This is a genomic window from Natrinema salsiterrestre (genome assembly GCF_029502005.1).
GTDB lineage: Archaea > Halobacteriota > Halobacteria > Halobacteriales > Natrialbaceae > Natrinema > Natrinema salsiterrestre.
In genome coordinates, this window is sequence record NZ_JAMQOT010000017.1 from 1 (window position 1) to 23,083 (window position 23,083).

Here is a 23,083-nt window from a genome sequence, read left to right on the forward strand (position 1 = left end):
TCCGCTCACGCTCCCAACATTCATCAAATTCCGCCGCGTAGCTCTCGCTGAGCAGGTCTGCGAGCATCATTCCAAACCAACTCTACGACCTGCTCACTTCTCAAACCGCGCTAACTAGACGGTGCCAATTTAGGCCTCCCTAAAATGTGATGATCCTGAAAGGTATAAGGTGATCGAGCGACTACCCCTCATGTGATGAGTTCCCAAGAGACAACCGTCCGCCAACAGGCCGGCACCGTCGACGAAAACGCGCTCCGGCTCGGTCAGGACAAAGCCGAGCAGATCGTCGAGGCACTAAACTCCGAACTGGCGAACTCGTATGTCCTCTACCATCAGCTCAAGAAGCACCATTGGGTCGTCGAAGGTGCAGAGTTCCTGCCGCTTCACGAGTTCCTCGAGGACGCCTACGAGCACGTCGAAGAGGGTGCCGACGAGATCGCCGAGCGTGCGCAGGCACTGGGTGGTGTCCCCGTTTCAGGCCCGTCGAACCTCGAGGAGCGTGCGACTGTCGAGTTCGAGGGCGAAGACGTCTACGATGTCCGCACGATGTTCGAGAACGACCTCGAGATGTACGGCGAGATCATCGAGTCAATGCGCGGTAGCATCGAACTCGCTGAGAACCTCGGTGACCCCGCGACCGGCGAGATGCTGCGCGAGATTCTTGTCGACCTCGAAGAAGACGGTCACCACTTCGAACACTACCTCGAAGACGACACGCTCGTTCTCGAGAGTGCCACTCATTGAACGGGTAACCTGAATGGCACTCAAACAAGGCCAGCTCGTTCGGGAACCCGATACGGGCGAGCGCCGTCAAGAATGGGGCACCATCGCAGAGAACGCACTCCGGATCGACCGCGCCGATGCTGAGGCAATCATTGACGCCCTGAGCGTCGATCACGCGGGATCGTTCAACCTGTTCTACCTGCTTCGCAAGCATTACTGGACCGCTGCAGGTGCCGAACACGAAGAAGTCACTAACTTCCTCGAGGATGCGTACAAACGAGTGCGCGAGGTTAACGACGACCTCGCAATTCGTATCGTCGAACTGGGTGGGATTCCCCCAAACACACCGCCGAGACTTCAGGAGCGGGCCGAAGTCCCCCTCGAGGCCGAAGATCTCTACGACCTTCGTGCCTCCTTGAAGGGAGATCTCGAGGGATATGCAATCCTGATCGTCAGTGTGCGTGAACATATCGCTCTTGCAGAAGAGAAGGGGGACCTGGGAACGGCTGAACTACTCCGTGAGCACCTCGAAAACCTCGAAGATGACGCCCACGCCATCGAGCAATTACTCGAAGATGATACGCTCGTTCGAGCGGAGGTGCGAAAGGAACGATGATGAGTACACCACATCTCCGGAGCCATGACCAATCTCATGTCCGTCAGGAATGGGACGCGGTAGCCGACAATGAGCTCCATCTCGAACAGGATGTAGCTAAAGAGTTGGTCACGGCCTTGAACAGCGAAGTGTCGGGACTGTATATCCTCTTCAATCAGGTGCGCAAGCATTACTGGCTCGTCGAGGGAGCCGAATTGAAGCCGATCAGTGACTTCCTCGAGGATACTGCCGACCGGCTCACGGAGATGACTGACGACATCGCCATTCGGATCAGCGCGCTCGGCGGTGTTCCGGCCTGTGGGCCGATGGGTATCCGCCAACACGCGCCCATATTCATCGAAGAAGCCCATCACTACGATATCCGCTCGTCGCTCGAGCGTGACCTCGACGGGTACGCGACGCTCGCGGTGCAGTGGCGTGAACACATTGAACTGGCAGACCAGCTCGGCGATAAAGCGACGAGCGAACTTCTACGCCGCCATCTCAAGACACTCGAAGAAGACGCTCACGTCCTCAGTCAGTATCTTGCCGACGATACGCTCGTTCTTCACGACGCGACTAGGTGAATCGTCTCGGGGACAACCCCATGGAATTCGGATTGCCAACATTATACTATTTACACCGATACTCAGGACTGAAGTCACCGACAGTTGATTCAGCCTGCGAAAGAACACGTCCCGATTGAGACGTGTTATTGGAAGTCCACGCTGAATCCCACGACTTCAGTCGTGGGTAGCTCAAGTGGCCGCGAGTTCGACTCGATGAGCGTCTTTTCGATTGGAAGTGGTTTGTTGGTCATCACCTCAGTGGCGTTCAGTATCGGGATTGCTGTATCACGATATCTTCAGATATATTCACCGTATAGTATATTAGCGGAGTATCTTTCACAGTAAATGTACGTATGGGTCTCTACCAGAGAAACGAGTGTCGGCCTATTCGGCGATCGCGACGCTGCTCACACAATCCTTAGTGTGTCACATAATTTGCCCTAAACATTACAATGGCTTCTGTGCTATTTGATACCACAGTATCAACTATGGATAGGAGCCATAATGGTAATGAGCTGTCCCTTGACGCGTGCCTCGACCGTCTGGCAAATCGACAGCGGCGTGTACTTCTGGGGTTTTTTTGTGACTCGAATCGAGAGGCTGCATCGATTGACTACCGTAGAGTGCATACTCCTTACAGCCAGTCCTCGCCCCAGGCGTCGAGCGACTCGAACACGGGACAGAGGGCATTCCCCTTCTCAGTCAGCGTGTAATAACTCGCGACCGGCGATTCGAACTCCTTCCGGTTCTCGATGAACCCCTCCTCCTCTAAATCATCAAGCACTCGCGAGAGTGTGTAGGAACTCGCACCCGTTGACCGCTTAAGTTCGTTAAACCGCTTTTCACCGTCACGGAGGTCGTTGAGTATGATGAGCTTCCACTTCGCCCCCATCTCCTCGACCGCCCCGACGACGTTGCAGACGTCCGCATTTCGTTGTTCGACTTCGGTGCCTTCGTCAGTATCTGCCGAGGGGGGTTGGGTCACCATTACTTGGTCATACTATTGATGCCTGATCTATATATAGGTTTGGAACCAAACTAGGTAATGTAATGAAACTACAAAACACGACGATGCTCGTGACCGGTACGACCGGCAACACAGGCCCGTACATGACGGACCAGTTTGTGGACAGCGGAGCCAACGTCATCGGTAGCCATATCACCGAAACGGCGAGAAATGCCGTTGAGAACCGCGCTGAGCACGTCGACGCGGTATCGTACTACCAAATCGATCTGACTGACCAGGCAGCAGTCGAAACGTTCACCGAGACGGTCGTTAACGATCACGGTCTAAGACATCAACCATGACCACGCCATCAAATACAGACACGCTCCCACAGGGGACACGCATCGGTCGAACTGCACTCCACGTCAATGATCTCAACGAGCTGACCGAGTTCTACCGAACCGTCGTTGGCCTCAGTGTATTAGAAGAATCCGACACCCATTCGGTCCTCGGTGTTGCGGACACCCCGCTGCTCGTCTTGGAGGGTGACGTAGACGCACCCACACGGCACCAATCGGCTGCCGGGCTCTACCACACAGCCTTCAGGGTGCCTTCCCGGGCGGCGCTCGGTGACACACTGGCTCGGATACGGGACCACTGGCAACTCGGCGGCGCATCCGACCACTGGGTTAGCGAAGCGTTGTACCTCACTGATCCGGAAGGGAATGGGATCGAGATCTATCGCGACTTCCCACGCGAGGACTGGCCTCGCAGTGACGACGGCCGTGTTCGGATCAGCACAGAGCCGCTTGATCTCGACAGCATCGAAGCCGCAGCCACAGGTGATACCCAGGCCCCTCCTGGAACGGATATCGGGCATATTCATCTCGAGGTCTCTTCGCTGGACGCGTTCAGGAACTTCTACGTGGACACCCTCGGGTTCGAGGTTCAAACGACCGTGCCCGACGCAGCCTTCGTGTCCGCAGGGGGGTATCACCATCACATCGGCGCGAACACCTGGCATCACCGAACGGCCCCTGTCAATGGACGTGGGCTGTCATGGTTCGAGGTACTTGTCCCGAATCAGGGCGCGCTCAACGCTGTGCAGTTGCGATTGGACGGCCGTGATATTCCAGTGACCGAGACGGATGATGGTCTCGTCATCCACGTTCCCGACGAGATCGAGGTGCGAATTCGGACCGACCCATCGGCTCTGTAGTCTAGACGGAGCGGCATATTGTCGTGAAGTGAGGTTCGCATTCTCGCGTTAGAGGACTTGCAGTAGTCACAGTTCTCGTATCACGATTCAAAAGTGAAGCCGAGGCACGTTTGCGTAGACAGTACGAATTTAAGGAGTAGCCGACTCCACTGACGATTACTTATCGACACCTTCAGGCCCTGAACGCAATGCCTGGTCGATGAGCGCGTCCAACGCTCGCCGCATTCGGCGTCCGAGCGCTGACGAGGAAACCTCGAACTCCTCGGCCAACTCTTCAAGTGTGATATTTCGTGGTTGGTGGAAGTAACCTCGTTCGTGTGCTCGAATAAGCACCTCGTGCTGCGCGGGGGTCAATTCAAACGGTCTGGTTGGGTCGTCAGATGAACTTCGATCTTCCCGATAGAGACGCTGAAGATCAAACGGAATTTCGTGCTCTTGGCAGATCTCACGAAAGTCCTGTAACGCCTCTACAGTTGGAGCTCGGACACGGAAGTAAGACCCCTCACGTGTTGTTGTGATATCGAGAAACACGATGTCAGCCTCAGTCGCCTGCGAATAGAGTAGTTCCGCTACGGATTTTTCATGGTGCGTTATTCGGTATAAGCGCCGGCCGTCTATTTCGGTGAGACAGGTATACTCTTTGATGGTAGCATTGGCTTCGAGCGCCGATTCGAAGGCCTCGAAATCGTCACCCGAAGCCCACAAGACGCGAATGCCTTCCCCATCTTGTGTAAGATGTAACTCCTCATTGCGATACACCATCTCCGGAACTGCTTTGAACTCTTTTTGAACCAACGGTGCGACGATGTGGAACTCAGCAATATAACTCATATCCCACTTCTGAACGAATCGCATGCCGTTTGTACGGTTGTTGTGCCATGTAGAGCGAGCAGTCCCGCCAGTCCACTTCTACCTGTTTCCGATACGCAACCCTATTCCATCGCCGCTCATGAGTATACGGTCTCGATTCGGTCATTTGAGAACCACTGGGTGGCTAAGGAATTTAAATTATTTGGGTTTCTGCTACCAGTGTTGCAAGTTATTACAACGATTATATAGTTCGTATGTCTGTTATGGTGTTGTTTTCCGATTCCTTGTCATCGTCATCGTTGGTAGAGAGCAGTTCTATAAGATTGCGCGCCACCATACTGATGACCAATAGTCTATTCCCATAGAATTAATTTTTTATGATGGTTCTTCATAGTGGCGTTTTCCCACAGATATACAGTGTATTTTCATATTATTAGAAATGTAAATACAACATATTTTGTGTTCATCTGACTGTCGAAATTGGTCTTCAAAGAAGAAATCGGATGGATAACTGGAAAAGTTGAATCTTTTCTCGATCGCCCCCCAACGAACCATCAAATGGTGAAAATACCGATAGGAGAGAACTTTAATCAGATATCCGCAATGACGTCGTGGTCCCCTTCGATAGCCTGCGCGTCCTCTTCCAGTAGCGCTACGACGAGATACGGAACGTGCGTTTTGAAGTACTCGACGAGCGCTGCGATCCGTTCGGAATCGATCGCCTCGAGGGAATCCAGCAGCATGAACGGGACCGTCTCGTAGACATCGTGAACGAGATAGCCTGCCAATGCGAACACGAGTCCGGTTACCTCCCGTTCACTTTCGCTCAGATGATCGATCGTATCCTCGTAGGCTGCGCCCTCGTCAGTACTGCGGACGATCTTGAGGTCGAACGACGACTTCGAGACTTTCCGACGTCCTTCGCGGACCTCGCGGGTCGTCCGATCGATCCAGATCCGGTCAAGGTTGTCGTAGCCGAGGGTCTCGCGGAGGTTTTCCATGTGCTCGTTGAACGCCTCGACTGCATTCGCTTCGATCTGATCGATCCGCGTGCGGAGATCCGTCAGTTCGTCCGTCACGTCCTCACGACGGGCTTCGAGTTCGTCCTGTTCGCCGAGGCGCTCTTCAATCGAGGCGATCTCGTCCTTGATCTCGTCGCGCTCGCGCTCCTTGCGTTCGAGCTTGAACTCGAGTTGGTTGACTTCCTTGTGCTGGTCGAGGATTCCGCTGTACTCTTCGGTCTCAAGTTCGTCGACTTCGGCTTCGAGCTCGTCGACTTCGTTGGTAAGGGCTTCACGCTTGTCCGTTAGATCCTCGATCCGATCGTTCCGGCGTTCGATCTCGTTAGTCGTCGATTCGAGCCGTTGTTTGGTCTGACGGTATTCAGTCCGGTTTTCGTCGATCGTGGAGAGTGACTCCCGAAGATCGTCGAGCTCGGACGTGATTTCGGATCTCTCTTCGAGTTTTTCCTGGCGTGCGGCACGGAGTTGTTCAACCGTTGTCTCAATCTGTTCTCGGGCGACCGTCGAGCCACAGGTCCAACACGTGATTTTCTCGGAGTCAGCGAGTAACTGATCCGTCACTGGACCGTCGTTGGTCTGCTCGTCTGTGAGAACGGAGTCGGACTCGTCGAGGAGTTGCTCATTGAACTGGATCGTGCTCTGGAGCTGGGAGATCTCTTTCGAGAGATCCGCTTTCTCCTCTTGGATCGTCTCGATTTCGGCTTCGATACGGCCGATATCGGTCTCGTCGCCGGTAGAGAGTGATTCGAGTCGGTCTCGAATCTCATCTTCTTCTTCTTCCAGTGCCTCGATACTCTCTCGCTCAGTCTCGATCTGATCGCGAACGCGCTCGAGCTCAGATCGCGTCTCTCGGAGCTCTTCGAGTTTCGTTTCGAGCTTGGACTGCTCTTCTCGTCGCTGTTCGACGTCGACGTTCGCTTCTTCGAGTTCCGCTCGAGCCGTTTCGAGCTCATCCTGCAGCGTCTCTATCTCGTCGGTTATCTGCGTCCGCTTGGCCTCGAGGTCGGGGAGCCGCTGTTTGAGCGTCTCCAACTCCTCCAGCCGTTCGTCAAGTTCTCTTTTTTGCTGCTCATACTGTTCGATCTCGGTCTTGATCGCAGCGGTATCGACCGGACGCATGATCAACTCACGGAGGTCATCGCCGCGAGCAACAGCCTGCCGTGCCTCGTTGGACTCGAGCAGAAATGCAAACAGATCTGCGTGCTCGGGGTCTTCCAAGTATGGATCGCCATCGGTGGCGATCGTTTCCGCCCGCCGCTCGAGTCGCCGTCGATAGATCTTGTCGCCGAACTCGAGTGTCGCACTTCCTTCGTCGGCATCCGCTTTGAGACTTACCTGATCGCTGCCGAGTGCTACCATGATCCCCTGCAGCAGTGATGTACGGTTGGTCGCGTTTCTCCCGGAGAGGATTGTCACCCCCTCTTGAAAAGAGACTTCCGTCTCGTCGATACCGCCGATGTTCTTGATAGAAATCGTCGCCTCCCCCGGTATGTCGTGTATCTTCTGGTTTACGGTACTTGCCATGATATGCTTAGTACGCCCCCCTCTCACATAGGTATTATTGTTTCAGGCGCGTGTACAGAGGTATCTACAGCGGACCGTCGTCAATTACGTTTCACCACTGTTTCTACTGACAATCACAAGATCGTTGCTGGAACAGTTCTCTAACGGTATATTCCTGAAAGCAGTCCTCGCAGGTCACCTTCACGGAGACGTTCACGTTGAACTCCCCGATTTCGAGTATGCCACTTTGATCCAGACGATCGACTCTATCCGAGGTGACTGCCGCAGTTCTGTTCTGGAGAGCGCTCAGTTCCTGTGTGCTCTTCTCGAGTCGTTCCTCATCGCTGGGAGTCTCGATTGACGTGTCGAGACACTTCGTCAGATGATTGTAGACGGTCTGGTGAGAGACGAAATCCGACTCGACCTGATCGACCGGGACGCCATCGCGCTGTAATTCGTTTCGCGTCTGGACGCGCGTTCCGCTGGTAACGTCGTCGCTCGTGAGTAATCTGTACGTGTTCTCGATCTCACCTTCTCTAGGTGGAATATCCGCGTTTGTAAGCGCCGTTTCTAATATTTTCTGGTTCACGTACGTTGCAAGTTCGCGCGTGCTGCGTTGTTCGTCGTCGTCGCCGGTCCAAGACTTGATTAGCGTCTCGTCGAGATTAGTGAACCCGTATTTTTCCGAAACCCGGCCGAGCTTACATTCACACGCCGCTTCGGTTTTTTTGGTGTCGTTATCGGTCATTACCTATATGTAGGAGCGTGAGTGTAAAATGAGTTTCTATATTTGGTGTCATTTTGACAATAGGTATACTAATAAGAAAATCGATAGTGGCACCTTTTTCGTATAGATGTTTTACAAAACTCCCTGTATTGATATGTATATTCACAGTGTTATAGAGAAATGGAATTTTCTCCGTCTAATGTTATACGGACTGAAGAGCCCGAATTGACTAGTAGATAGTACCAATTCTTTATATATGGTTGTGTATCTGTCCTATATCTTGTATGGGATGTTCCGGCTGGTTGATTTCATATCGGCCAATAGGGGGTTTTCACATAGAAGATACCGGAATCGTCATATGAGCAAGTGGTACCACTCACCGCTACTTCTTTTACATCTGTACCATTGTAATTGATGTCCCGTTCGACATGGGTCTCGCTAGAGAGATGTAACCACATGTATTCGTGCCATGTATACGAGTTATTATACTAGGAGAGCGGTGACCCGAGACACGTCCCGAGATATGATCCTGGATGTGCAGCTTCGGTTCTCGATCAGCAAATGACGAGATCGGTGCTGGTAGTATACGGTTTGAGTATACGGATAGGGGTAGCAGACGTATCACCGTCGTATACGTGGATATTCGATAGGAGAGGTATCGAGATGGATACGATTAAAAATTTATAGAAATAATATAGGTATCTGTTTCGAGAGCGGATAGTGCGAAACACTGATCAAAATTTGTGCTGTTGGAATTGAGCGGACTTATCCGGTTGTTCTCGGAGAACCGCTAGTACCCTCATTTCTCTTCGTTCGGGTTCAGAAGCTGACTGTCGTCCGCAATTCCCTAGTACGCGCTGGTCTCAATCATCACGGCATAGAGTTCACCGCATGAGAGGGTGAACTCGTTCCTGTGCGTCTACAGACCGAGCGCTTCGCTCGCAACCGTCGTTTTCTGAATCTCCGTCGTACCGCCGATGATACTCAGAATTTTCGCGTCTCGATAATATCGCTCGAGCGGCAGATCCGTTCGGTAACCTTTGCCGCCGTGAACCTGCATCGCGTTTCGAGTAGCGAACTCGGCAGCGTCGCTCGCGACGTACTTCGCCTTGCTGGATTGGCGTGTACTTCCGTTGCCGGATGCGATCGCAGTAGCTGAGTCGTAGACCAGATGCCGCGCGCCGTCGAGTCGTGCGTCCATATCCGCGATGAGAACCTGAACCGCCTGATACTCACCAACCGGTTGCCCGCCTTGCTCGCGATCCCCAGCGTAGTCGACGGCCTCCTCGAAAGCGGCCGTCGCGATACCGGTTCCGATCGCACCTAATCCGGTTCTCGCCATGTCGATCGTTCCCATTGCGATGCGGAACCCGTGACCGACCTCGCCGAGCAGTGCAGATTCGTCAACCGGGACACTCTCAAGCGTTGTATCTCCTGTCACGTGACCTCGCATTCCCATGAACTCCGTCCGATCGAAAGTGAACCCCTCTCGGTCGTCGACGCCAGGTGTAATGAACACGCTTACACCGTGTCCGTCCTCGGGAGCGGGCCGCTTTCGTGCGACGACCAGATGGACGTCCGCAACGCCGGCGTTCGTCCCGAACGCTTTCTCACCGCTGAGCAGGTACTCGTCCCCGTTCGCTTCGGCGACCGTCGAGAGCTCGGTCGGCGAACTCCCTGCGTCGGGTTCCGTCAACAGCATCGAACCGACGGCGTCGCCCCGAGCCATGGGTTCGAGGTATTCCTCCTTCTGGGCCTCCGTTCCGAAGTTCGCGATCGGAAGCGCCGCGAACGTCTGCCCCTGTACCGTCTCGGCGACGGCACCGCTCGCCTGTGCGATCTGTTCGACTGCCAGACAGTAGGAGACGAAGTCCGACCCCTCGCCGCCGTACTCCTCGGGAAGTAAAATTCCCAACAGCCCCCGTTCACCTGCCGCTTCGATCACTTCTCGCGGAAATTCGTCGGTTCGTTCGATTCGGTCGACCGCCGGTTCAACGACTTCGTCTGCGAACGTCGCCGCTCGGTCGCGGAACTCGCGGTGCTCGTCGGAAAGCGCGTTCTCGATGAGGCTCATTACAGTACTACTGGCGAGACACACCATCATAAAAGTTCTCGACCAGTCAACGATCGGCTGGATCGATCACTTCCTGCCGTCATTAGCCGCTTCTCGAAATGACCGGGGATGGCTTGATTCCGGCCGTCGATCCGGTCTTCCGGCCAGCTGGCTCATTTCCGGCAATATCGACTCGAGCACAGTGACGCGCTACGTCAGACTCGGCGGTCGCTACTCGAGATTGACGTTGACGTTTTTTGTCTGTGTGTATTCGTGAAGCGCCTCGGTACCTTGCTCACGCCCGTAGCCGCTCTGTTTGAAGCCGCCGAAGGGCGTCTGCGGCTGAGTTACGGGGTACTCGTTGATGCTGACCATCCCGTAGTCGAGATATTCGGCAGTCTCGTGAGCCGTCTTCAGGTCGGACGTCCAGATCCCCGCCATGAGACCGTACGGGGAGTCGTTGGCGATTTCGATGGCCTCTTCTTGGCCGGCGAATTCGATGACCGAGAGCACGGGACCGAAGATTTCCTCCTGTGCGATCGTCATGTCGTTCGTCACGTCGGTGAAGACGGTCGGCTCGACGAAGTACCCGACGTCCTTATCGGCGGGAACGCCTCCGCCGGTCGCAACGGTCGCCCCTTCAGCCTTGCCGGTCTCGATGTAGTCGAGGACCTCCTGTTGGTGGCTCTCGCTGACCGTCGGTCCCATCTGTCCGTCGTCGTCGATGCCGCTCCCGAGCGGGATCGATTCTGCCCGTTCAACGACTTTATCGACGACCTCGTCGTGGACCGACTCGTGGACGAGCAGTCGCGATCCCGCCCAGCACATCTGTCCCGCGTTCATGAAGATACCGTAGTGGCAGCCGGCAGCGGCGGCGTCGAGGTCGGCGTCCGGGAAGACGAGGTTCGGGCCCTTTCCGCCGAGTTCGAGCGTGACGCCCGTGACGTTCTGCGAGGCCCGTTCCATGACGCCCTTGCCGACGCCCGTACTCCCAGTGAACGCGATGTGGTCGACGTCGGGGTGTTCGGTGAGTCTGTTCCCCGCAGTGCTCCCGCCGCCGGGGACGACGTTCACTACGCCGTCGGGCAGTCCCGCTTCTTCCGCGGCGATCGCGTAATACAGCGCCGAGAGCGGCGTCGTGCTCGAGGGCTTGAGGATCGCCGTGTTCCCGCAGGCCAGCGCCGGTGCAAGGCTGCGTCCGGCGAGCTGGAACGGATAGTTCCAGGGAATGATGTGTCCGGTGACGCCGACCGGTTCTCGGACGGTGTAATTCAGTCTGTCCCCGGGGACCGGCACTTCGTCGCCCTCGATTTTGTCGGTCCAGCCCGCGTAGTAGCGGAACGTGTCGATGACCATGTCCACGTCGATAGTCGCCTCGAACGGTGTCTTCCCGTTGTCTCGCGATTCGACGCGGACGATCTCGTCCTTCCGTTCCTCGATCGCGTCCGCCATGGCGTCGAGACGCGATCCCCGTTCTCGCGGATCGAGCGATCGCCATTCGCTGTCCCGATCGACCGCATCGCTCGCCGCCGCGACAGCGCGGTCAACGTCTTCTTCGGTGGCTTCTGCGACCTCCGCGTAGACCCCCTCCGTCGCGGGATCCTCGGTCGTGAACGTCTCTCCGCGTTCAGCACCAGTCCAGTCGCCGTCGATATACAGGTCTGTCGGACCGTTATAGCTCATGCGAGAGGACGTATCACCTGAACTGCTAAAAGCGATGCGGTACTCGAGCGTCGGAGAGACCGTCCCCACGGTATGAGTTAACTTATAATATCCGGGAGCGGAATGGCCGACGTATGCGAGACGCGTACGTACTCGGAGCCGGACAGTCATCATTTGGCTCGTTTCCCGAAGAAACGTATCTAACGCTGTTCGACGACGCCTTCGACGCGGCGATGGACAGTGTGGGCGTATCGATTGATCCCGAACAGATAGACGAGGCCTTCCTCGGGACGCTCGGCGTCGGCGGCCGACAGATCGGTCTCTCGGGGCCTGCGGTGACAGAACACCTCGGCCTCCACGGCGTCCCGACGACGCGGGTCGAAAACGCGTGCGCCGCGAGCGGCTACGCATTTCGGCAGGCGGTGACCGCTGTTCGGTCGGGACTCGTCGACGTCGCGCTGGCCGGCGGCTACGAGGTGATGACAGACGCAAGTTCGGATCACACGCGCTGGTGGCTCGGCGTCAGCGGCGAGACCGAGTGGGAGCGAACGAGCGGGACGACGTTCGCGGGCGTCTACGCCCAGATGGCGAGCGCCTACATGGACGAATACGATGCCACGGTCGAGGATCTCAGTCGCGTCGCAGTGAAGAACCACGGCAACGGCGCGCGAAATCCGAAGGCACACCTCGGCTTCGAGTGTTCGCTCGAGGACGCAGTCTCCGCGCCATCAGTCGCTGATCCGCTTAACCTCTACCACTGTTGTCCGACGACCGACGGCGCGAGCGCGGTTCTCGTCGCGAGCGAAGACGTCGCTCGCGAACACGCCGACGAGTTAATCCGGGTCGCGGGCAGCGGGGCCTCGAGCGGCCGCGTCGGACTGTTCCAGCGGGAATCGTTGACGTCCGTTCCGGCAACTGTCCGGGCGGGTGAAGACGCATACGAGGGCGCCGGTATCGACCCGTCGGATCTCGACTTCGCTGAGGTTCACGACTGTTTCGCGATCGCCGAACTCCTGGCCTACGAGGATCTCGGCTTCTGTGATCGCGGGGAGGCCGGCCGACTGCTCCGCGAGGGCGTGACTGATCCCGACGGCGACCTCCCGACGAACACCAGCGGCGGACTGAAGTCCAAGGGGCATCCCATCGGCGCGACCGGCACCGGACAGATCGTCGAAGCCTTCGACCAGTTGCGCGGCGAGGCCCACGTCCAGGTCGACGATCCCCAGTACGGACTCACGCACAACGTCGGTGGGAGCGGGGGCGGCGTCACCGTCCACATCTTCGAGCGGGAGGACGGGGGTGGTGTCGCATGAGAGGGATCGTCGCTGCCGGCGTCTACGTCCCGCGATTCCGCCTCGAGGCCGACGAGATCGAAACGGCGTGGGGGACGAGTCACGCGGCGGGCGTCGACCGGAAGGCCGTTCCGGCCGCCGACGAGGATTCACTGACGATCGCCGTCGAGGCGGTTCGTCGCGCGCTCGCAGACGCCGCCCTCGATCGATCGACGATCGGGACCGTGGCGGTCGCGACGACTACGCCGCCGCTCGAGGAGGGGGATTTCGTCCCGCGGCTCGTCCGAGCGCTCGATCTGCCGGCGGACGTGGCGACGACGACGGCGACTCAGCACACCGCGGCCGGTGCGGAAGTACTCGCACGCGCACTCGACGCCAACGGGCCCGCGATCGTCGTCACCGCCGACTGTCCTGAAGGGGAGCCGGCCGATGCGGACCATCCGTTCGGCGCCGCCGGTGCAGCGGTCGTCATCGACGACGACGCACCCGTCCCGATCGCCGACGTCGCGTGGTACAGCGACGAGACGCCGGGGATCCGGTTCCGCGAGCGCGGCGACCGAAACGTCGACTCGCTGGGGATCACGACGTACGAACGGGACGCCGTACGCGAAGCGGTGACGTCGGCGGTGTCGTCTCTTGCAGTCGACACGGTCGACGCCGCCGGTGTCGCGGTCCACCAGCGCGACGGCGGGTTCCCCTATCGGATCACGAGCGAGCTTCCGTTCTCGTCTGACGCCGTGGCGGCGGGCACCGTCGCCGACCGGATCGGTGACGCCGGCGCGGCGACCGTCCCTGTCGGACTGCTCTCGGCGCTTGACGGGGCCGGCAGCAACGACCTAACTGTCGCCGGCTTCTTCGGCGGCGGGAGCGCGGCCGCGATCGCCTGCGAGGGATCGCTCACCGCCCGCGGCATCGACGACCTCGAGTCGGCCGCGCCAATCGACTACGCGGCGTACCTCCGTGAGCGCGGCTACATCGTCGACGGCGAGGTCGCCGGCGGTGGCGCGAACGTGAGCGTGCCGAACTGGCAGCGGTCACTCGAGTACCGGTACCGTCTCGTCGCCGGCGCGTGTCCGAATTGCGGCGGCGTTACGTTCCCGCCCGAAGGAGCCTGTCAAGAGTGTCACGCTCGAGTCGAGTACGACGAGTTCGAAGCGCCGCGAACCGGGATGATCCGAGCGGTGACCGTCATCGGTCAGGGCGGCGCTCCGCCCGAATTTGCAAGCCTCCAGCAGCGAGATGGGGGCTACGCCGTGGCGATCGTCGCGCTCGAGACCGGGTGCGGAACAGTCACGATCCCTGCCCAACTCACGGACGTCGACCCAGAGTCGGTGTCTGTTGGCGACACCGTCGAGGCGACGGTTCGCCGAATATACGAACAGGAGGGCGTTCCACGGTACGGTGTCAAGTTCAGGCCGAGTGAGTGAGGTTAGATCTCGTCCGGTTCAAGCTCTTCGAGAAGTCGCCGTGTCTCGAACGGTTCGGTGTCCGGGACGGGGACGGCGCCCGAGCACAGTCGACAGTGGTCCATTCCGTCCGAAAGCTCCGACCGGGACCGTTCGAGAACGGTATACGCCTGTTGTAGACCTCGGCAGTTTCGATTCGTATGGTAGCACTTCCTGCGTGGAACGACGTATACCGGATCGGTCTGTGTCCTATGCATTCGGATCACCTCGTTCGAGTACGGTATTGGAATCGAGACGATCTGATCCGTCGACGACGGTACAGGGTACACGATGATATCTCATTCCGGTGTTCGTATAGAACGCTGATTTTCCAAATAAAGATACGGGACGTGAGTAATAATTGCGGTTTCACGGGTCATGATGAGCCGATGGTTCTGCGGAGACACTTGCCGGACGACCATCCCGGATCGTCGACTATCGATATCGCGAAGCGCGGAAATCGTCCTGAACCTCGCTGGACGGACTCTGTATCGGCAATTATCTTGGAGTGCGTCAGACTACAGAATTAACACTAGTACTGGCGGTACTACGATTTATTGTCATGCACCGACCGAGATCATGGTATGTGCATACATGGCTGAGTTATCTTTATACATCATCTCGTTGTCGCCAACAATGCGATGATGTCTACAAGTGCACACCAGCTAACGATACCGGATGATGTCGGATCGTCACAGGCCAAGCTCGTCTACCTGGCCCTTTTCGTTACGGAAGAGCCGACACTCTCCCAGCTCCAGCGCCAGTTGGGATTGTCCAAACTCACACTGCTCCCGATACTGCGATCACTGATCGCGAACGAATACGTTCAGCGAACGGAAGACGGGTATGTCTGTCAGTAAACCGAAACCAGCGACCGATTTGTCAGTCGACGTTGATCGGCTGGCGAATATTCGTGTCGACTGCTACGTCCGATCGACCGCTCCGGCAGCTGTCACGGAAACGATTACCGATATCGCCGATCGGCTACGACAACTCTGCGAGAACGGAGTCGTGGCCGACGTACAGGTTCTCAACTGGCCGCCGGCGTCTCGGTCGTTCGACGATCCGGTTGACAAACACCGACCGACGCGCGACGAACTCGTTACCGAATTCGAGCGCTGGGCCGATCAACATGATCACTCGCTCGAGCCGGCCTTTCACCGACGAGAGGTAGCGGTGTCGTCGTTCGAAGTCGGGGCCAACGACTCGATCGAACGCGTGCGGGTTCCGCTCGTCGCACTGGCGTTCTACGAGGCCGAGGATAGTTCAGCGGCAGAACCGAGATCGCTCCGCGGAGTCGTTCCGTATACCGAACGGTCCCAGACGGGCAACGAGCGAACACACACGGTCCACGAATGGCTCTCGGCGGTCGAGACGAGCGCCGATGACGGACGCGAACGGACGACTCGTCACGGGCGGCCGACGGGCCGGGAGGAAGTCAAATGAGTGCGGAATCCACCGACCGATCGATCGAACTGGACCGACCGTCCTGCCAACCGCTCGATGGCCGGACCTGTCTCGTCACCGGCGGCTCGCGCGGTATCGGCCGGGGTATCGCCCGCGAACTGGGCCAGTACGGTGCGACGGTCGTCGTCAACTACCGATCGTCGGAGAGCGCCGCATACGAGGTCGCCGACGCGATCACCGACGCAGACACGGCGGGGACGGGGCACGTGATTCACGCTGACGTCACCGATCGCGCCGAGGTCGACGCCATGCGCGACGGAGTCCGCGACACGCTCGGACCGATCGACGTTCTCGTCAATAACGCGGGAATCACGTGCGACCGCACGTTCGATGATATGACGGCCGACGACTGGCACCGAGCGATCGACGTCTCGTTGCACGGAACGTTCAACTGTACGCGAGCGTTCTACGACGATTTCACGGGTGCCGAATACGGCCGAATCATCAATATCTCGAGCGTGATCGGCAAGCAAGGCAACGTCGGGCAAGCGAATTACGCCGCGGCGAAGAGCGGACTCTTCGGCTTCACTCGCTCGCTCGCCCTCGAGTTGGCGTCCGCGAGTTCGGGGGTGACGGTCAACTGCGTCGCTCCGGGATTCACGGCGACGGAGATGGTCGAGGCGATTCCGGACGACGTTCAGAACGAGTTACGCGGGGAGATTCCGCTCGATCGATTCGCCAACGTGGACGAGGTCGCCGGACTCGTTCGGTACCTCGCCAGCGATGCGGCCGGCTATATCACCGGTGAGGTGATCGATATCAATGGAGGGTTCGATCTGTGAACGAATGACTACCGATTCCGACGACAGTGACCGATACGAACGGCGTTCTACGTACGGTCCAGACGGATCTCTCTCGGTTGACGCAGTGCTCGATCTACTTGCGCATCCGTTTCGGCGGGAGTTGCTACAGTACGTCGCAGACTCCACTACTGCGACGGCGACGCTCGACGATGTGACGACCCATCTCCACAACCAGGACGGCTGGCAGACCGACGACCGTCCGGACCGCGATCAAATCGAAGTCGCCCTCGAGCATACGCATCTGCCGAAGTTAACCGAGACGGGTATCCTCGAGTACGATCCCTGCTCTCGAGAGCTCCGCTACCGGGGAGATGAACGCCTCGAAGCGATGCTCGAGTGTCTTCGGTCGATGGAGCGCGTGTGAGTCGAGGCCGCACGGTTCTGGAGGACATCGGTACGATGCGACCGTGCTATGGGTCGGGACACCATCGAGCGGTAGTTCGATTGATCGGATCAGTCGCTTCGTGGTCGTTCAGTCGTCGATGGGAATCTTTTTGACTGGCACTCGAGTCATCCAGTCTATGCGAGTTACGGTTCTCGGAGCCGGGAGTATGGGTCACGGAATCGCACAGGTCTCCGCGACGGCGGGTCACGACGTCGTCCTGCGGGACATCGAGGCGGAGTTCGTCGAGGACGGCCTCGAGGGGATCCGCGAGAATCTCCAGGGCGGCGTCGATCGGGGCAAAATCAGCGAGTCGGAGATGGAGGAGACCCTCGAGCGCATCGAGGGACTGACGGATCTCGAGACGGCGGTCGAAGAGGCAGATCTCGTCGTCGAGGCGGTGCCCGAGGACATGGACCTCAAACAGGAAGTGTTCGCGGACATCGAGGACGCGGCGAGCGAGGACACGGTCATCGCGTCGAACACCTCCTCGCTGTCGGTGACCGAGATGGCGAGCGCTCTGGAACACCCCGAGCGGGCCGTCGGACTGCACTTCTTCAATCCGCCCCACATCATGGACCTCGTCGAGATCGTCATCGCCGAGCAGACCGACGACCGCACGGAGCAGTTTGCGGTCGACTACGTGCAGGGTCTCGAGAAAGAGGACGTCGTCGTCCGCGACACGGCCGGCTTCGCCACCTCGCGGCTCGGCCTCGCGCTGGGGCTCGAGGCGATCCGAATGGTCGAGCAGGGCGTCGCCAGCCCGGCCGACATCGACGAGGGGATGGAGATCGGCTACGGGCATCCGATGGGGCCGCTCGAGCTGACCGATCACGTCGGGCTGGACGTGCGCCTGCACATCGCCGAGCACCTCCGCGAGGAGCTGGGCGAGCGGTTCAAGCCGCCCCAGTCCCTGCGCCGGAAGGTCCGCGCCGGCAACCTCGGCAAGAAGACCGGCGAGGGCTACTACGTCTGGGAGGACGGCGAGCGCGTCGGCATGAGCGGCGAGTGGGACTAACCGCGAGGGATGGTGCGAACGGCGTCAAATGGGAGAAGTAAGCGGTAGCTGCGGAAAACGTAGCTGACCGACCGCTCGAGACCGACGGCTTCCGGATAACAGACTGTTTGTTGTCGATCATTTCTTGCATCCCACTGCTTTCTCGAGCCGAATTTCGATCGCGAGAGCGCGGAACATGTTCGCGCCGAAGGTTATGAGTCTGTCGAGAGAATCCATCGCTATGGGCACGAAAACCGATATGACGGGGACTTCCTGTAACATTTGGGACAACTCGGAGTGTCAGGGCACGCCTTATTGTCCGCCGCGCTGTCCGCGCTTTGAGGGGAAAGACGGCACGCCGCTGCTGGTCCGGCCATACGAGTCCGACGATCGTGATGCGCTCGTCTCGATGTACGCCGACCTCGACCTGTACAGCCGAGCGATGGGACTCCCACCGGCGACGGTACCGAAAATCGACGATTGGCTCGGTCGATTACTTTCGAACGGGTGGAGTCTAGTCGCGCTGGACGGATCTCGTGTAATCGGACACGTGGCGGTCGTTCCTGCCGACTCGAGCGCCCCCGAATTTCTGATATTCGTTCATCAGGACTACCAGAACAACGCTCTCGGGACCGAGCTGATCAAGCAACTCGTCGCCTACGCCGGCGATAAGGACCATAGCGGACTTACGCTGGAGGTATCGAAAGGCAACAAGCGCGCCATCACTGTGTACGAAAACATCGGCTTCGACGTGACAGAGCGGAAGTTATCCGAACTCGAGATGGAACTCGACCTCGAAACGTCGTTCGTCAAGCGCCTCCAGCGACCGCCCGCGGACCGTCACTGACGATATTACGCACCGTCCGTTTTGGCGCCGCCGGCGATGAGAACTGACCGATCGGTGCTCAAAAGCACGTCCTGGGTAACGCTGCCGAACAGCGCTTTCCCCGTCGGTGACCGCTTTCGGCCGGCGAGGCAGAGCACGTCTGCGTCGATTTCGTCCGCATACGCGAGGATCTCCGGTGCCGGGTCGCCGCTTCGTTCGTCCAGGTTGATATCTATCCCCGCGGCCTCGAGTCGCTCTTCGACGGAGCGCGCCGTCTGAAGTTGCGAAACCGATGCGCCGGTTGGGTTGTCCGAAAAAACGTGCAACACCGTCACGGAGACGGTTTCGGTCCTGATCGGCAGGTCCAGAATCGTTCGAATCTGCCGTTCGACGCGTGTCTCGTCGTCGTCGATGGCAAGCAGTATCTCGGTCACAAATCGTAGTTTGTGATCAACCGAAATAAATATTCGTGATTATCTCTCCGTGAATCCATATCCCGAATCAGCTGTGTGAACGAGAGACCGGTCACGCCGGGACAAAGCGAACGCTATGATACCCTCTGGCTGTCACCGCTCGTACGGATCCTGGCAGGCCATCAACGCCGACTGGCAATTCGGACCACCCTCCGTTGGCGACACTGGCGGTGAAAGACTTCGACGACTTGATAGATAGTACCCATCGGATACAGCGAAACCAAACGTGTGTCTCTCTCATACGTCAGCGGCACGTTCCCTGAGGGTTCCCCTCGAGAGTAGTTCGACGAACTGGGGTAACTGTGAGTACTGCTGCGAGAAGACCAATCGGACCGATTAACGCCCGTCGAAGAGTCGTACGAGATCCGGTCCCTTGGCGCTATTCTCCGGTGAACTCCGGATCGCGATCCTCGCGGAATGCACGGATCCCCTCCCGGTGATCGTCGGTTTCGAGGAGCGTGCTCTGGGCGAGCGACTCGAGGACGCCGGCGGTCTGCGTGTCAGTATCGCGGGCCGCGTTGACGACGCGTTTCGCCAGTCCGAGCGCTTGTGGCGGCTGACCGAGCAGCGACTCCGCATACTCACGAGCGGCGGTTTCTGGATCCGGTTCGACACGCTCGACGAGACCGATTTCGCGAGCGCGATCGCCGTCGATGAGCTCGCCGCTGAATATGAGATCCTTCGCCGTTCCGGGGCCGACGAGGTGGACGAAGCGAGAACAGCCCCCCAGCCCGGGAATCAATCCGATATTGTGTTCGGGGAAGCCGAGCGTCGCGTCGGGGCTCGCGATCCGAACGTCACAGGCTAACGCGAGTTCCAGACCACCGCCGACACAGGTCCCGTCGATGGCGGCGAGGACCGGCTTCTCCATCGTCTCGAGCGCGTCGAACGCTCCGCCCAGTATTCGCGAGTTCGATCGGAATTCGTCGGTCGTCCACTCCTGGGCTTCCTCGAAGAGACCGACGTCTGCACCGACCGAAAACACGTCGGACGAACCGGTGAAGAGTCCGACGCGGACTCGGTCTTCGCGAAGGATTTCGACTGCGTCGGCGAGCTCGTGGCGCATCTGCTGATCGATCGCGTTTACCGGCTCGTTCGCGAGGCGAACGGTTGCGATACCGTCGTCGACGGAAATTTCGAGCGTTTCGAACGTCATATGCGTACGACTACCGTGGAGGGTCTTGATACTATGGGCTTTCCATCGTCTCGCACGGTCGTGGCTGAACCGTAGCGAGCCGCTGCGATCGATAGAAGCGGAACGAATTAATGGATTTAATAACACTTATTTAGTCGAAGACCGACGTTGCAATTGGCAGGAAATCAGAATCTCCCACCCTCGAGAGTAGACCCAGATCACCAGATGTCCTGCCAGTGACAAGATAGCTGGAGCCGATCCGCCCAGAACGCAGCGACGAGGGAACACTGGGTATCGGCCTTCTCCATTTTCGGTCAGGGCGATGTGGTTCCGTGTCATTATACCGCTACACGAAGAGGCCGGAATGTCTGCCGATAATGGACGTGATCCGGGATCGGATTCGCGATAGATCCGCTGTCCACGGGAAATAGACATTCCGTTTAGAAATGTTTATAACAGCGAGAAACGACGATACGCGTGCAGGGGTACCAAATACGGTCTCTGCCTTTGACTGTCACGAGGTCACCCTGCTGGCATACATAGCCGGATGACAGCCTCATCCGGTTTCGTAGCGACGCTACCTCCTGCCTGGTCGCAATCTTTCATACTGACTCCAACAGGCCCGGATGGCACAATCGCTACTCCCACTCCGGTTCGCGTTTCTCGAAAAAGGCCGAGAGGCCCTCGTCGAAGGTATCGGAGTCGCTCATTCGCTTGATCGCCGATCGCTCCTCCTCGAGATGTCGGTCGAGTCGTTCGTCGAAGACCGTATCGACGAGCTTCTTCGTCTGTGCGTACGTTTCGGTCGGCCCGTTCGCGTACCGTATCGCGTCTTCGGTCACCGTCTCGACAAATTCCGATTCGGGCACATCGTATCGGTCATTCGCGATTCCGAGCTCGATCGCGTCTGCCGCAGAGATCGGTTCGGGGTCGAACAGAAGCTCTCTGGCTCGGTACGGGCCGACCGTTTTCACGAGGAAGAACGGCGTCGCGTTGTCCGGTGTAAGTCCGATCCGTGCGTAAGCCGTGTCGAATACCGCCTCTGCGTGCATACTGATCAGATCCGATGCAAGCGCGAACCCGAGTCCACCCCCCGCAGCGACGCCATTGACGGCCGAAATGACTGGTGCGGGGAACTCCCTGAGGGACCGGATGAATCGATTCGACGCGGCCGCGATGGTATCGATTTTCGCGGAGCGCATCTCCTGTGGCATCTGCCTGACCGACTCGAGGTCTGCGCCAGCGGAGAACACCGGATCACCGTATAGGACGAGACAGTCGACCTCGCCGATGAGCGATTCGACTGCCGTCGCCATGGCCTCGACCATCGACGGTCGGAACACGTTCATCGACGCCTCTCCCTGCTCCATGACGAGTCGGGTAACGGACTCGTCTTCCAGATGCTCGAGGCGTACCGAATCGTGGAGCCGTTCGGTGTCGACGTTCACTCCGACTCACCTCCTCCGGTTCGGCCAAATATTCTCCCCGAGATAACCGTGGACGGCAGCGTGCTTGACTGCCGAAGCCGTCTCGAAACGGTCATTGTGTCCCTCTCTTCTGCTATCGCAGTCGGTGAGACGAATGATCTGTTCATTTTACACCGAGGTATCCTTCCATCATTTCGCGGTCAGCGAGCAACTGGTCCGCGGTCGATTCGTGGACGATCTCCCCGGTCTCGAGAACGTACGCGCGATCCGCTAGCTCGAGTGCCATCTCGGCGTTCTGCTCGACGAGGAGAACAGTGACGTCGCGTTCGTTCAACTCCCGAATGATGTCGGCGACGTCGTCGACGATCTGCGGGGCGAGCCCTTCGCTCGGTTCGTCGAGCAAGAGCAGATCCGTTTCGGGCCCCAATAGCGCGCGGGCGATCGCCAGCATCTGCTGTTCACCGCCGCTCATCGTCCCCGCCTTCTGATCTCGTCGCTCGTCGAGGCGCGGGAACTGCGCGTATATCTCGTCGAATCGCTCCGTCTGGTCGTCCTCGCCGCTGTGGGCCGCTAACCGCAGGTTCTCTTCGACGGTCAGGCTCCCGAACACGCGCCGCTCTTCCGGGATCCACGAGATGCCCCGCTTCCGGATCTCGTGTGGCTCTAACCGATGGAGCTCGTCGCCGTCTTTCCGGATCGTTCCGTTCGTGACCGGTGTCAGTCCCATGATGCTCCGGAGGGTCGTCGTTTTCCCGGCACCGTTTCGCCCGACGAGCGCCACGATATCACCGCGACCGACGGTGAGCGAGAGATCGAACAGGACGTGACTCTCCCCGTAATGGGTGTCGATCGAATCGACTGTGAGCAGCGGATCGGTTGCGCGTCGGTCAGTCATAGCCACCACCTCGCAGGTACGCCTGTTGGACGCGTTCATCCGTCCGAATCTCCGCGGGACCTCCGACTGAGAGGAGCGTCCCTTCGTTCAGGACCGCGATCCGATCGGAGAT

22 protein-coding genes are annotated in these 23,083 nt (G+C 58.4%); 12 read left to right on the forward strand and 10 right to left on the reverse strand.

All coding sequences use genetic code 11. The features are described from left to right. Positions 1 to 195: 195 nt before the first annotated feature. From dpsA (NDI89_RS23325) to dpsA (NDI89_RS23335), 3 genes are read left to right on the forward strand one after another with little or no spacing between them, the layout of a single operon-like run. Positions 196 to 744: a DNA starvation/stationary phase protection protein DpsA gene (dpsA, locus tag NDI89_RS23325; protein ID WP_277525246.1), complete on the forward strand. Its 549-nt coding sequence runs from the start codon at positions 196 to 198 to the stop codon at positions 742 to 744. 13 nt (positions 745 to 757) lie between these two features. Continuing rightward, positions 758 to 1,339, forward strand: coding sequence for a DNA starvation/stationary phase protection protein DpsA (dpsA, locus tag NDI89_RS23330; RefSeq protein ID WP_277525248.1), 582 nt, complete (start codon positions 758 to 760; stop codon positions 1,337 to 1,339). After that, positions 1,336 to 1,905 carry a DNA starvation/stationary phase protection protein DpsA gene (dpsA, locus tag NDI89_RS23335; protein ID WP_277525250.1) on the forward strand — a complete coding sequence of 190 codons (570 nt, stop codon included), beginning with the start codon at positions 1,336 to 1,338 and terminating at the stop codon, positions 1,903 to 1,905. Before dpsA (NDI89_RS23330) ends, dpsA (NDI89_RS23335) begins: the two co-directional genes overlap by 4 nt. 616 nt (positions 1,906 to 2,521) lie before the next feature. Here the strand turns inward: dpsA (NDI89_RS23335) and NDI89_RS23340 are convergent. Further along, positions 2,522 to 2,875, reverse strand: coding sequence for a winged helix-turn-helix transcriptional regulator (locus NDI89_RS23340; RefSeq protein WP_277525252.1), 354 nt, complete (start codon positions 2,873 to 2,875; stop codon positions 2,522 to 2,524). Positions 2,876 to 2,937: 62 nt separating this feature from the next. Between NDI89_RS23340 and NDI89_RS23345 the strand changes: the two genes are divergently transcribed. Both NDI89_RS23345 and NDI89_RS23350 read left to right on the forward strand, forming a co-directional pair. Further along, positions 2,938 to 3,195: an SDR family NAD(P)-dependent oxidoreductase gene (locus NDI89_RS23345; RefSeq protein WP_277525254.1), complete on the forward strand. Its 258-nt coding sequence runs from the start codon at positions 2,938 to 2,940 to the stop codon at positions 3,193 to 3,195. Further along, positions 3,192 to 4,052, forward strand: a complete 861-nt coding sequence (locus NDI89_RS23350) for a VOC family protein (RefSeq protein ID WP_277525257.1) — start codon at positions 3,192 to 3,194, stop codon at positions 4,050 to 4,052. Before NDI89_RS23345 ends, NDI89_RS23350 begins: the two co-directional genes overlap by 4 nt. A gap of 156 nt (positions 4,053 to 4,208) precedes the next feature. Here NDI89_RS23350 and NDI89_RS23355 read toward each other — a convergent pair whose 3' ends face one another. The 5 genes from NDI89_RS23355 to NDI89_RS23375 all read right to left on the reverse strand — a co-directional run bounded on the left by NDI89_RS23355 (position 4,209) and on the right by NDI89_RS23375 (position 11,850). Then, positions 4,209 to 4,907 carry a helix-turn-helix domain-containing protein gene (locus NDI89_RS23355; RefSeq protein ID WP_277525259.1) on the reverse strand — a complete coding sequence of 233 codons (699 nt, stop codon included), beginning with the start codon at positions 4,905 to 4,907 and terminating at the stop codon, positions 4,209 to 4,211. A 545-nt stretch (positions 4,908 to 5,452) separates the two neighbouring features. Beyond that, entirely contained in the window at positions 5,453 to 7,408 is a 1,956-nt protein-coding gene (locus tag NDI89_RS23360; RefSeq protein ID WP_277525261.1) for an archaea-specific SMC-related protein, read from the reverse strand. A gap of 103 nt (positions 7,409 to 7,511) precedes the next feature. Continuing rightward, positions 7,512 to 8,135, reverse strand: a complete 624-nt coding sequence (rdfA, locus tag NDI89_RS23365) for a rod-determining factor RdfA (protein WP_277525263.1) — start codon at positions 8,133 to 8,135, stop codon at positions 7,512 to 7,514. Between the two features lie 898 nt (positions 8,136 to 9,033). After that, positions 9,034 to 10,188 (reverse strand): acyl-CoA dehydrogenase family protein, encoded by a 1,155-nt coding sequence (locus tag NDI89_RS23370; RefSeq protein WP_277525264.1) that lies wholly within the window; start codon positions 10,186 to 10,188, stop codon positions 9,034 to 9,036. A 210-nt stretch (positions 10,189 to 10,398) separates the two neighbouring features. Next, the gene (locus tag NDI89_RS23375; protein WP_277525265.1) at positions 10,399 to 11,850 is read right to left on the reverse strand and encodes an aldehyde dehydrogenase family protein; all 1,452 of its coding nucleotides are present in this window, start codon (positions 11,848 to 11,850) and stop codon (positions 10,399 to 10,401) included. 113 nt (positions 11,851 to 11,963) lie between these two features. Between NDI89_RS23375 and NDI89_RS23380 the strand changes: the two genes are divergently transcribed. The 7 genes from NDI89_RS23380 (at position 11,964) to NDI89_RS23415 (ending at position 19,062) form a co-directional block, all read left to right on the forward strand. Further along, on the forward strand, positions 11,964 to 13,142 hold the full coding sequence (locus NDI89_RS23380; protein WP_277525268.1) for a thiolase domain-containing protein: 1,179 nt from the start codon (positions 11,964 to 11,966) through the stop codon (positions 13,140 to 13,142). After that, positions 13,139 to 14,548: a zinc ribbon domain-containing protein gene (locus NDI89_RS23385; RefSeq protein WP_277525270.1), complete on the forward strand. Its 1,410-nt coding sequence runs from the start codon at positions 13,139 to 13,141 to the stop codon at positions 14,546 to 14,548. The genes NDI89_RS23380 and NDI89_RS23385 overlap by 4 nt, the downstream gene beginning before the upstream one ends. An 864-nt stretch (positions 14,549 to 15,412) precedes the next feature. Further along, positions 15,413 to 16,012 (forward strand): HTH domain-containing protein, encoded by a 600-nt coding sequence (locus NDI89_RS23395; RefSeq protein WP_307729513.1) that lies wholly within the window; start codon positions 15,413 to 15,415, stop codon positions 16,010 to 16,012. After that, positions 16,009 to 16,815 (forward strand): 3-oxoacyl-ACP reductase family protein, encoded by an 807-nt coding sequence (locus NDI89_RS23400; RefSeq protein ID WP_277525274.1) that lies wholly within the window; start codon positions 16,009 to 16,011, stop codon positions 16,813 to 16,815. The genes NDI89_RS23395 and NDI89_RS23400 overlap by 4 nt, the downstream gene beginning before the upstream one ends. Positions 16,816 to 16,819: 4 nt before the next feature. After that, the gene (locus NDI89_RS23405) at positions 16,820 to 17,200 is read left to right on the forward strand and encodes a DUF7344 domain-containing protein (RefSeq protein WP_277525276.1); all 381 of its coding nucleotides are present in this window, start codon (positions 16,820 to 16,822) and stop codon (positions 17,198 to 17,200) included. A gap of 157 nt (positions 17,201 to 17,357) precedes the next feature. Beyond that, on the forward strand, positions 17,358 to 18,236 hold the full coding sequence (locus NDI89_RS23410) for a 3-hydroxyacyl-CoA dehydrogenase family protein (RefSeq protein ID WP_277525278.1): 879 nt from the start codon (positions 17,358 to 17,360) through the stop codon (positions 18,234 to 18,236). Positions 18,237 to 18,456: 220 nt separating this feature from the next. Then, positions 18,457 to 19,062 (forward strand): GNAT family N-acetyltransferase, encoded by a 606-nt coding sequence (locus tag NDI89_RS23415; protein WP_277525281.1) that lies wholly within the window; start codon positions 18,457 to 18,459, stop codon positions 19,060 to 19,062. Positions 19,063 to 19,067: 5 nt separating this feature from the next. Here the strand turns inward: NDI89_RS23415 and NDI89_RS23420 are convergent, their stop codons facing one another. The 4 genes from NDI89_RS23420 to NDI89_RS23435 all read right to left on the reverse strand — a co-directional run bounded on the left by NDI89_RS23420 (position 19,068) and on the right by NDI89_RS23435 (position 22,971). Beyond that, positions 19,068 to 19,475: a universal stress protein gene (locus tag NDI89_RS23420; RefSeq protein WP_277525283.1), complete on the reverse strand. Its 408-nt coding sequence runs from the start codon at positions 19,473 to 19,475 to the stop codon at positions 19,068 to 19,070. A 418-nt stretch (positions 19,476 to 19,893) separates the two neighbouring features. After that, a complete protein-coding gene (locus NDI89_RS23425) occupies positions 19,894 to 20,670 on the reverse strand; it encodes an enoyl-CoA hydratase/isomerase family protein (protein WP_277525285.1) in 777 nt (258 codons plus the stop codon). Between the two features lie 617 nt (positions 20,671 to 21,287). Further along, positions 21,288 to 22,097 (reverse strand): enoyl-CoA hydratase/isomerase family protein, encoded by an 810-nt coding sequence (locus tag NDI89_RS23430; RefSeq protein ID WP_277525287.1) that lies wholly within the window; start codon positions 22,095 to 22,097, stop codon positions 21,288 to 21,290. A gap of 142 nt (positions 22,098 to 22,239) precedes the next feature. Continuing rightward, entirely contained in the window at positions 22,240 to 22,971 is a 732-nt protein-coding gene (locus NDI89_RS23435; RefSeq protein WP_277525289.1) for an ABC transporter ATP-binding protein, read from the reverse strand. Between the last annotated feature and the right edge of the window lie 112 nt (positions 22,972 to 23,083).

Coding starts and splice junctions, on each gene's coding strand:
- NDI89_RS23340 (WP_277525252.1), bottom strand. CDS start 2,875: ATGGTGACCCAACCCCCCTCGGCAGATACTGACGAAGGCACCGAAGTC.
- NDI89_RS23410 (WP_277525278.1), top strand. CDS start 17,358: ATGCGAGTTACGGTTCTCGGAGCCGGGAGTATGGGTCACGGAATCGCA.
- NDI89_RS23345 (WP_277525254.1), top strand. CDS start 2,938: ATGAAACTACAAAACACGACGATGCTCGTGACCGGTACGACCGGCAAC.
- NDI89_RS23355 (WP_277525259.1), bottom strand. CDS start 4,907: ATGCGATTCGTTCAGAAGTGGGATATGAGTTATATTGCTGAGTTCCAC.
- NDI89_RS23395 (WP_307729513.1), top strand. CDS start 15,413: ATGTCTGTCAGTAAACCGAAACCAGCGACCGATTTGTCAGTCGACGTT.
- NDI89_RS23370 (WP_277525264.1), bottom strand. CDS start 10,188: ATGAGCCTCATCGAGAACGCGCTTTCCGACGAGCACCGCGAGTTCCGC.
- NDI89_RS23375 (WP_277525265.1), bottom strand. CDS start 11,850: ATGAGCTATAACGGTCCGACAGACCTGTATATCGACGGCGACTGGACT.
- NDI89_RS23415 (WP_277525281.1), top strand. CDS start 18,457: ATGGGCACGAAAACCGATATGACGGGGACTTCCTGTAACATTTGGGAC.
- NDI89_RS23435 (WP_277525289.1), bottom strand. CDS start 22,971: ATGACTGACCGACGCGCAACCGATCCGCTGCTCACAGTCGATTCGATC.
- NDI89_RS23380 (WP_277525268.1), top strand. CDS start 11,964: ATGCGAGACGCGTACGTACTCGGAGCCGGACAGTCATCATTTGGCTCG.
- NDI89_RS23425 (WP_277525285.1), bottom strand. CDS start 20,670: ATGACGTTCGAAACGCTCGAAATTTCCGTCGACGACGGTATCGCAACC.
- NDI89_RS23385 (WP_277525270.1), top strand. CDS start 13,139: ATGAGAGGGATCGTCGCTGCCGGCGTCTACGTCCCGCGATTCCGCCTC.
- NDI89_RS23400 (WP_277525274.1), top strand. CDS start 16,009: ATGAGTGCGGAATCCACCGACCGATCGATCGAACTGGACCGACCGTCC.
- rdfA (WP_277525263.1), bottom strand. CDS start 8,135: ATGACCGATAACGACACCAAAAAAACCGAAGCGGCGTGTGAATGTAAG.
- NDI89_RS23360 (WP_277525261.1), bottom strand. CDS start 7,408: ATGGCAAGTACCGTAAACCAGAAGATACACGACATACCGGGGGAGGCG.
- dpsA (WP_277525246.1), top strand. CDS start 196: ATGAGTTCCCAAGAGACAACCGTCCGCCAACAGGCCGGCACCGTCGAC.
- dpsA (WP_277525248.1), top strand. CDS start 758: ATGGCACTCAAACAAGGCCAGCTCGTTCGGGAACCCGATACGGGCGAG.
- NDI89_RS23405 (WP_277525276.1), top strand. CDS start 16,820: ATGACTACCGATTCCGACGACAGTGACCGATACGAACGGCGTTCTACG.
- dpsA (WP_277525250.1), top strand. CDS start 1,336: ATGATGAGTACACCACATCTCCGGAGCCATGACCAATCTCATGTCCGT.
- NDI89_RS23350 (WP_277525257.1), top strand. CDS start 3,192: ATGACCACGCCATCAAATACAGACACGCTCCCACAGGGGACACGCATC.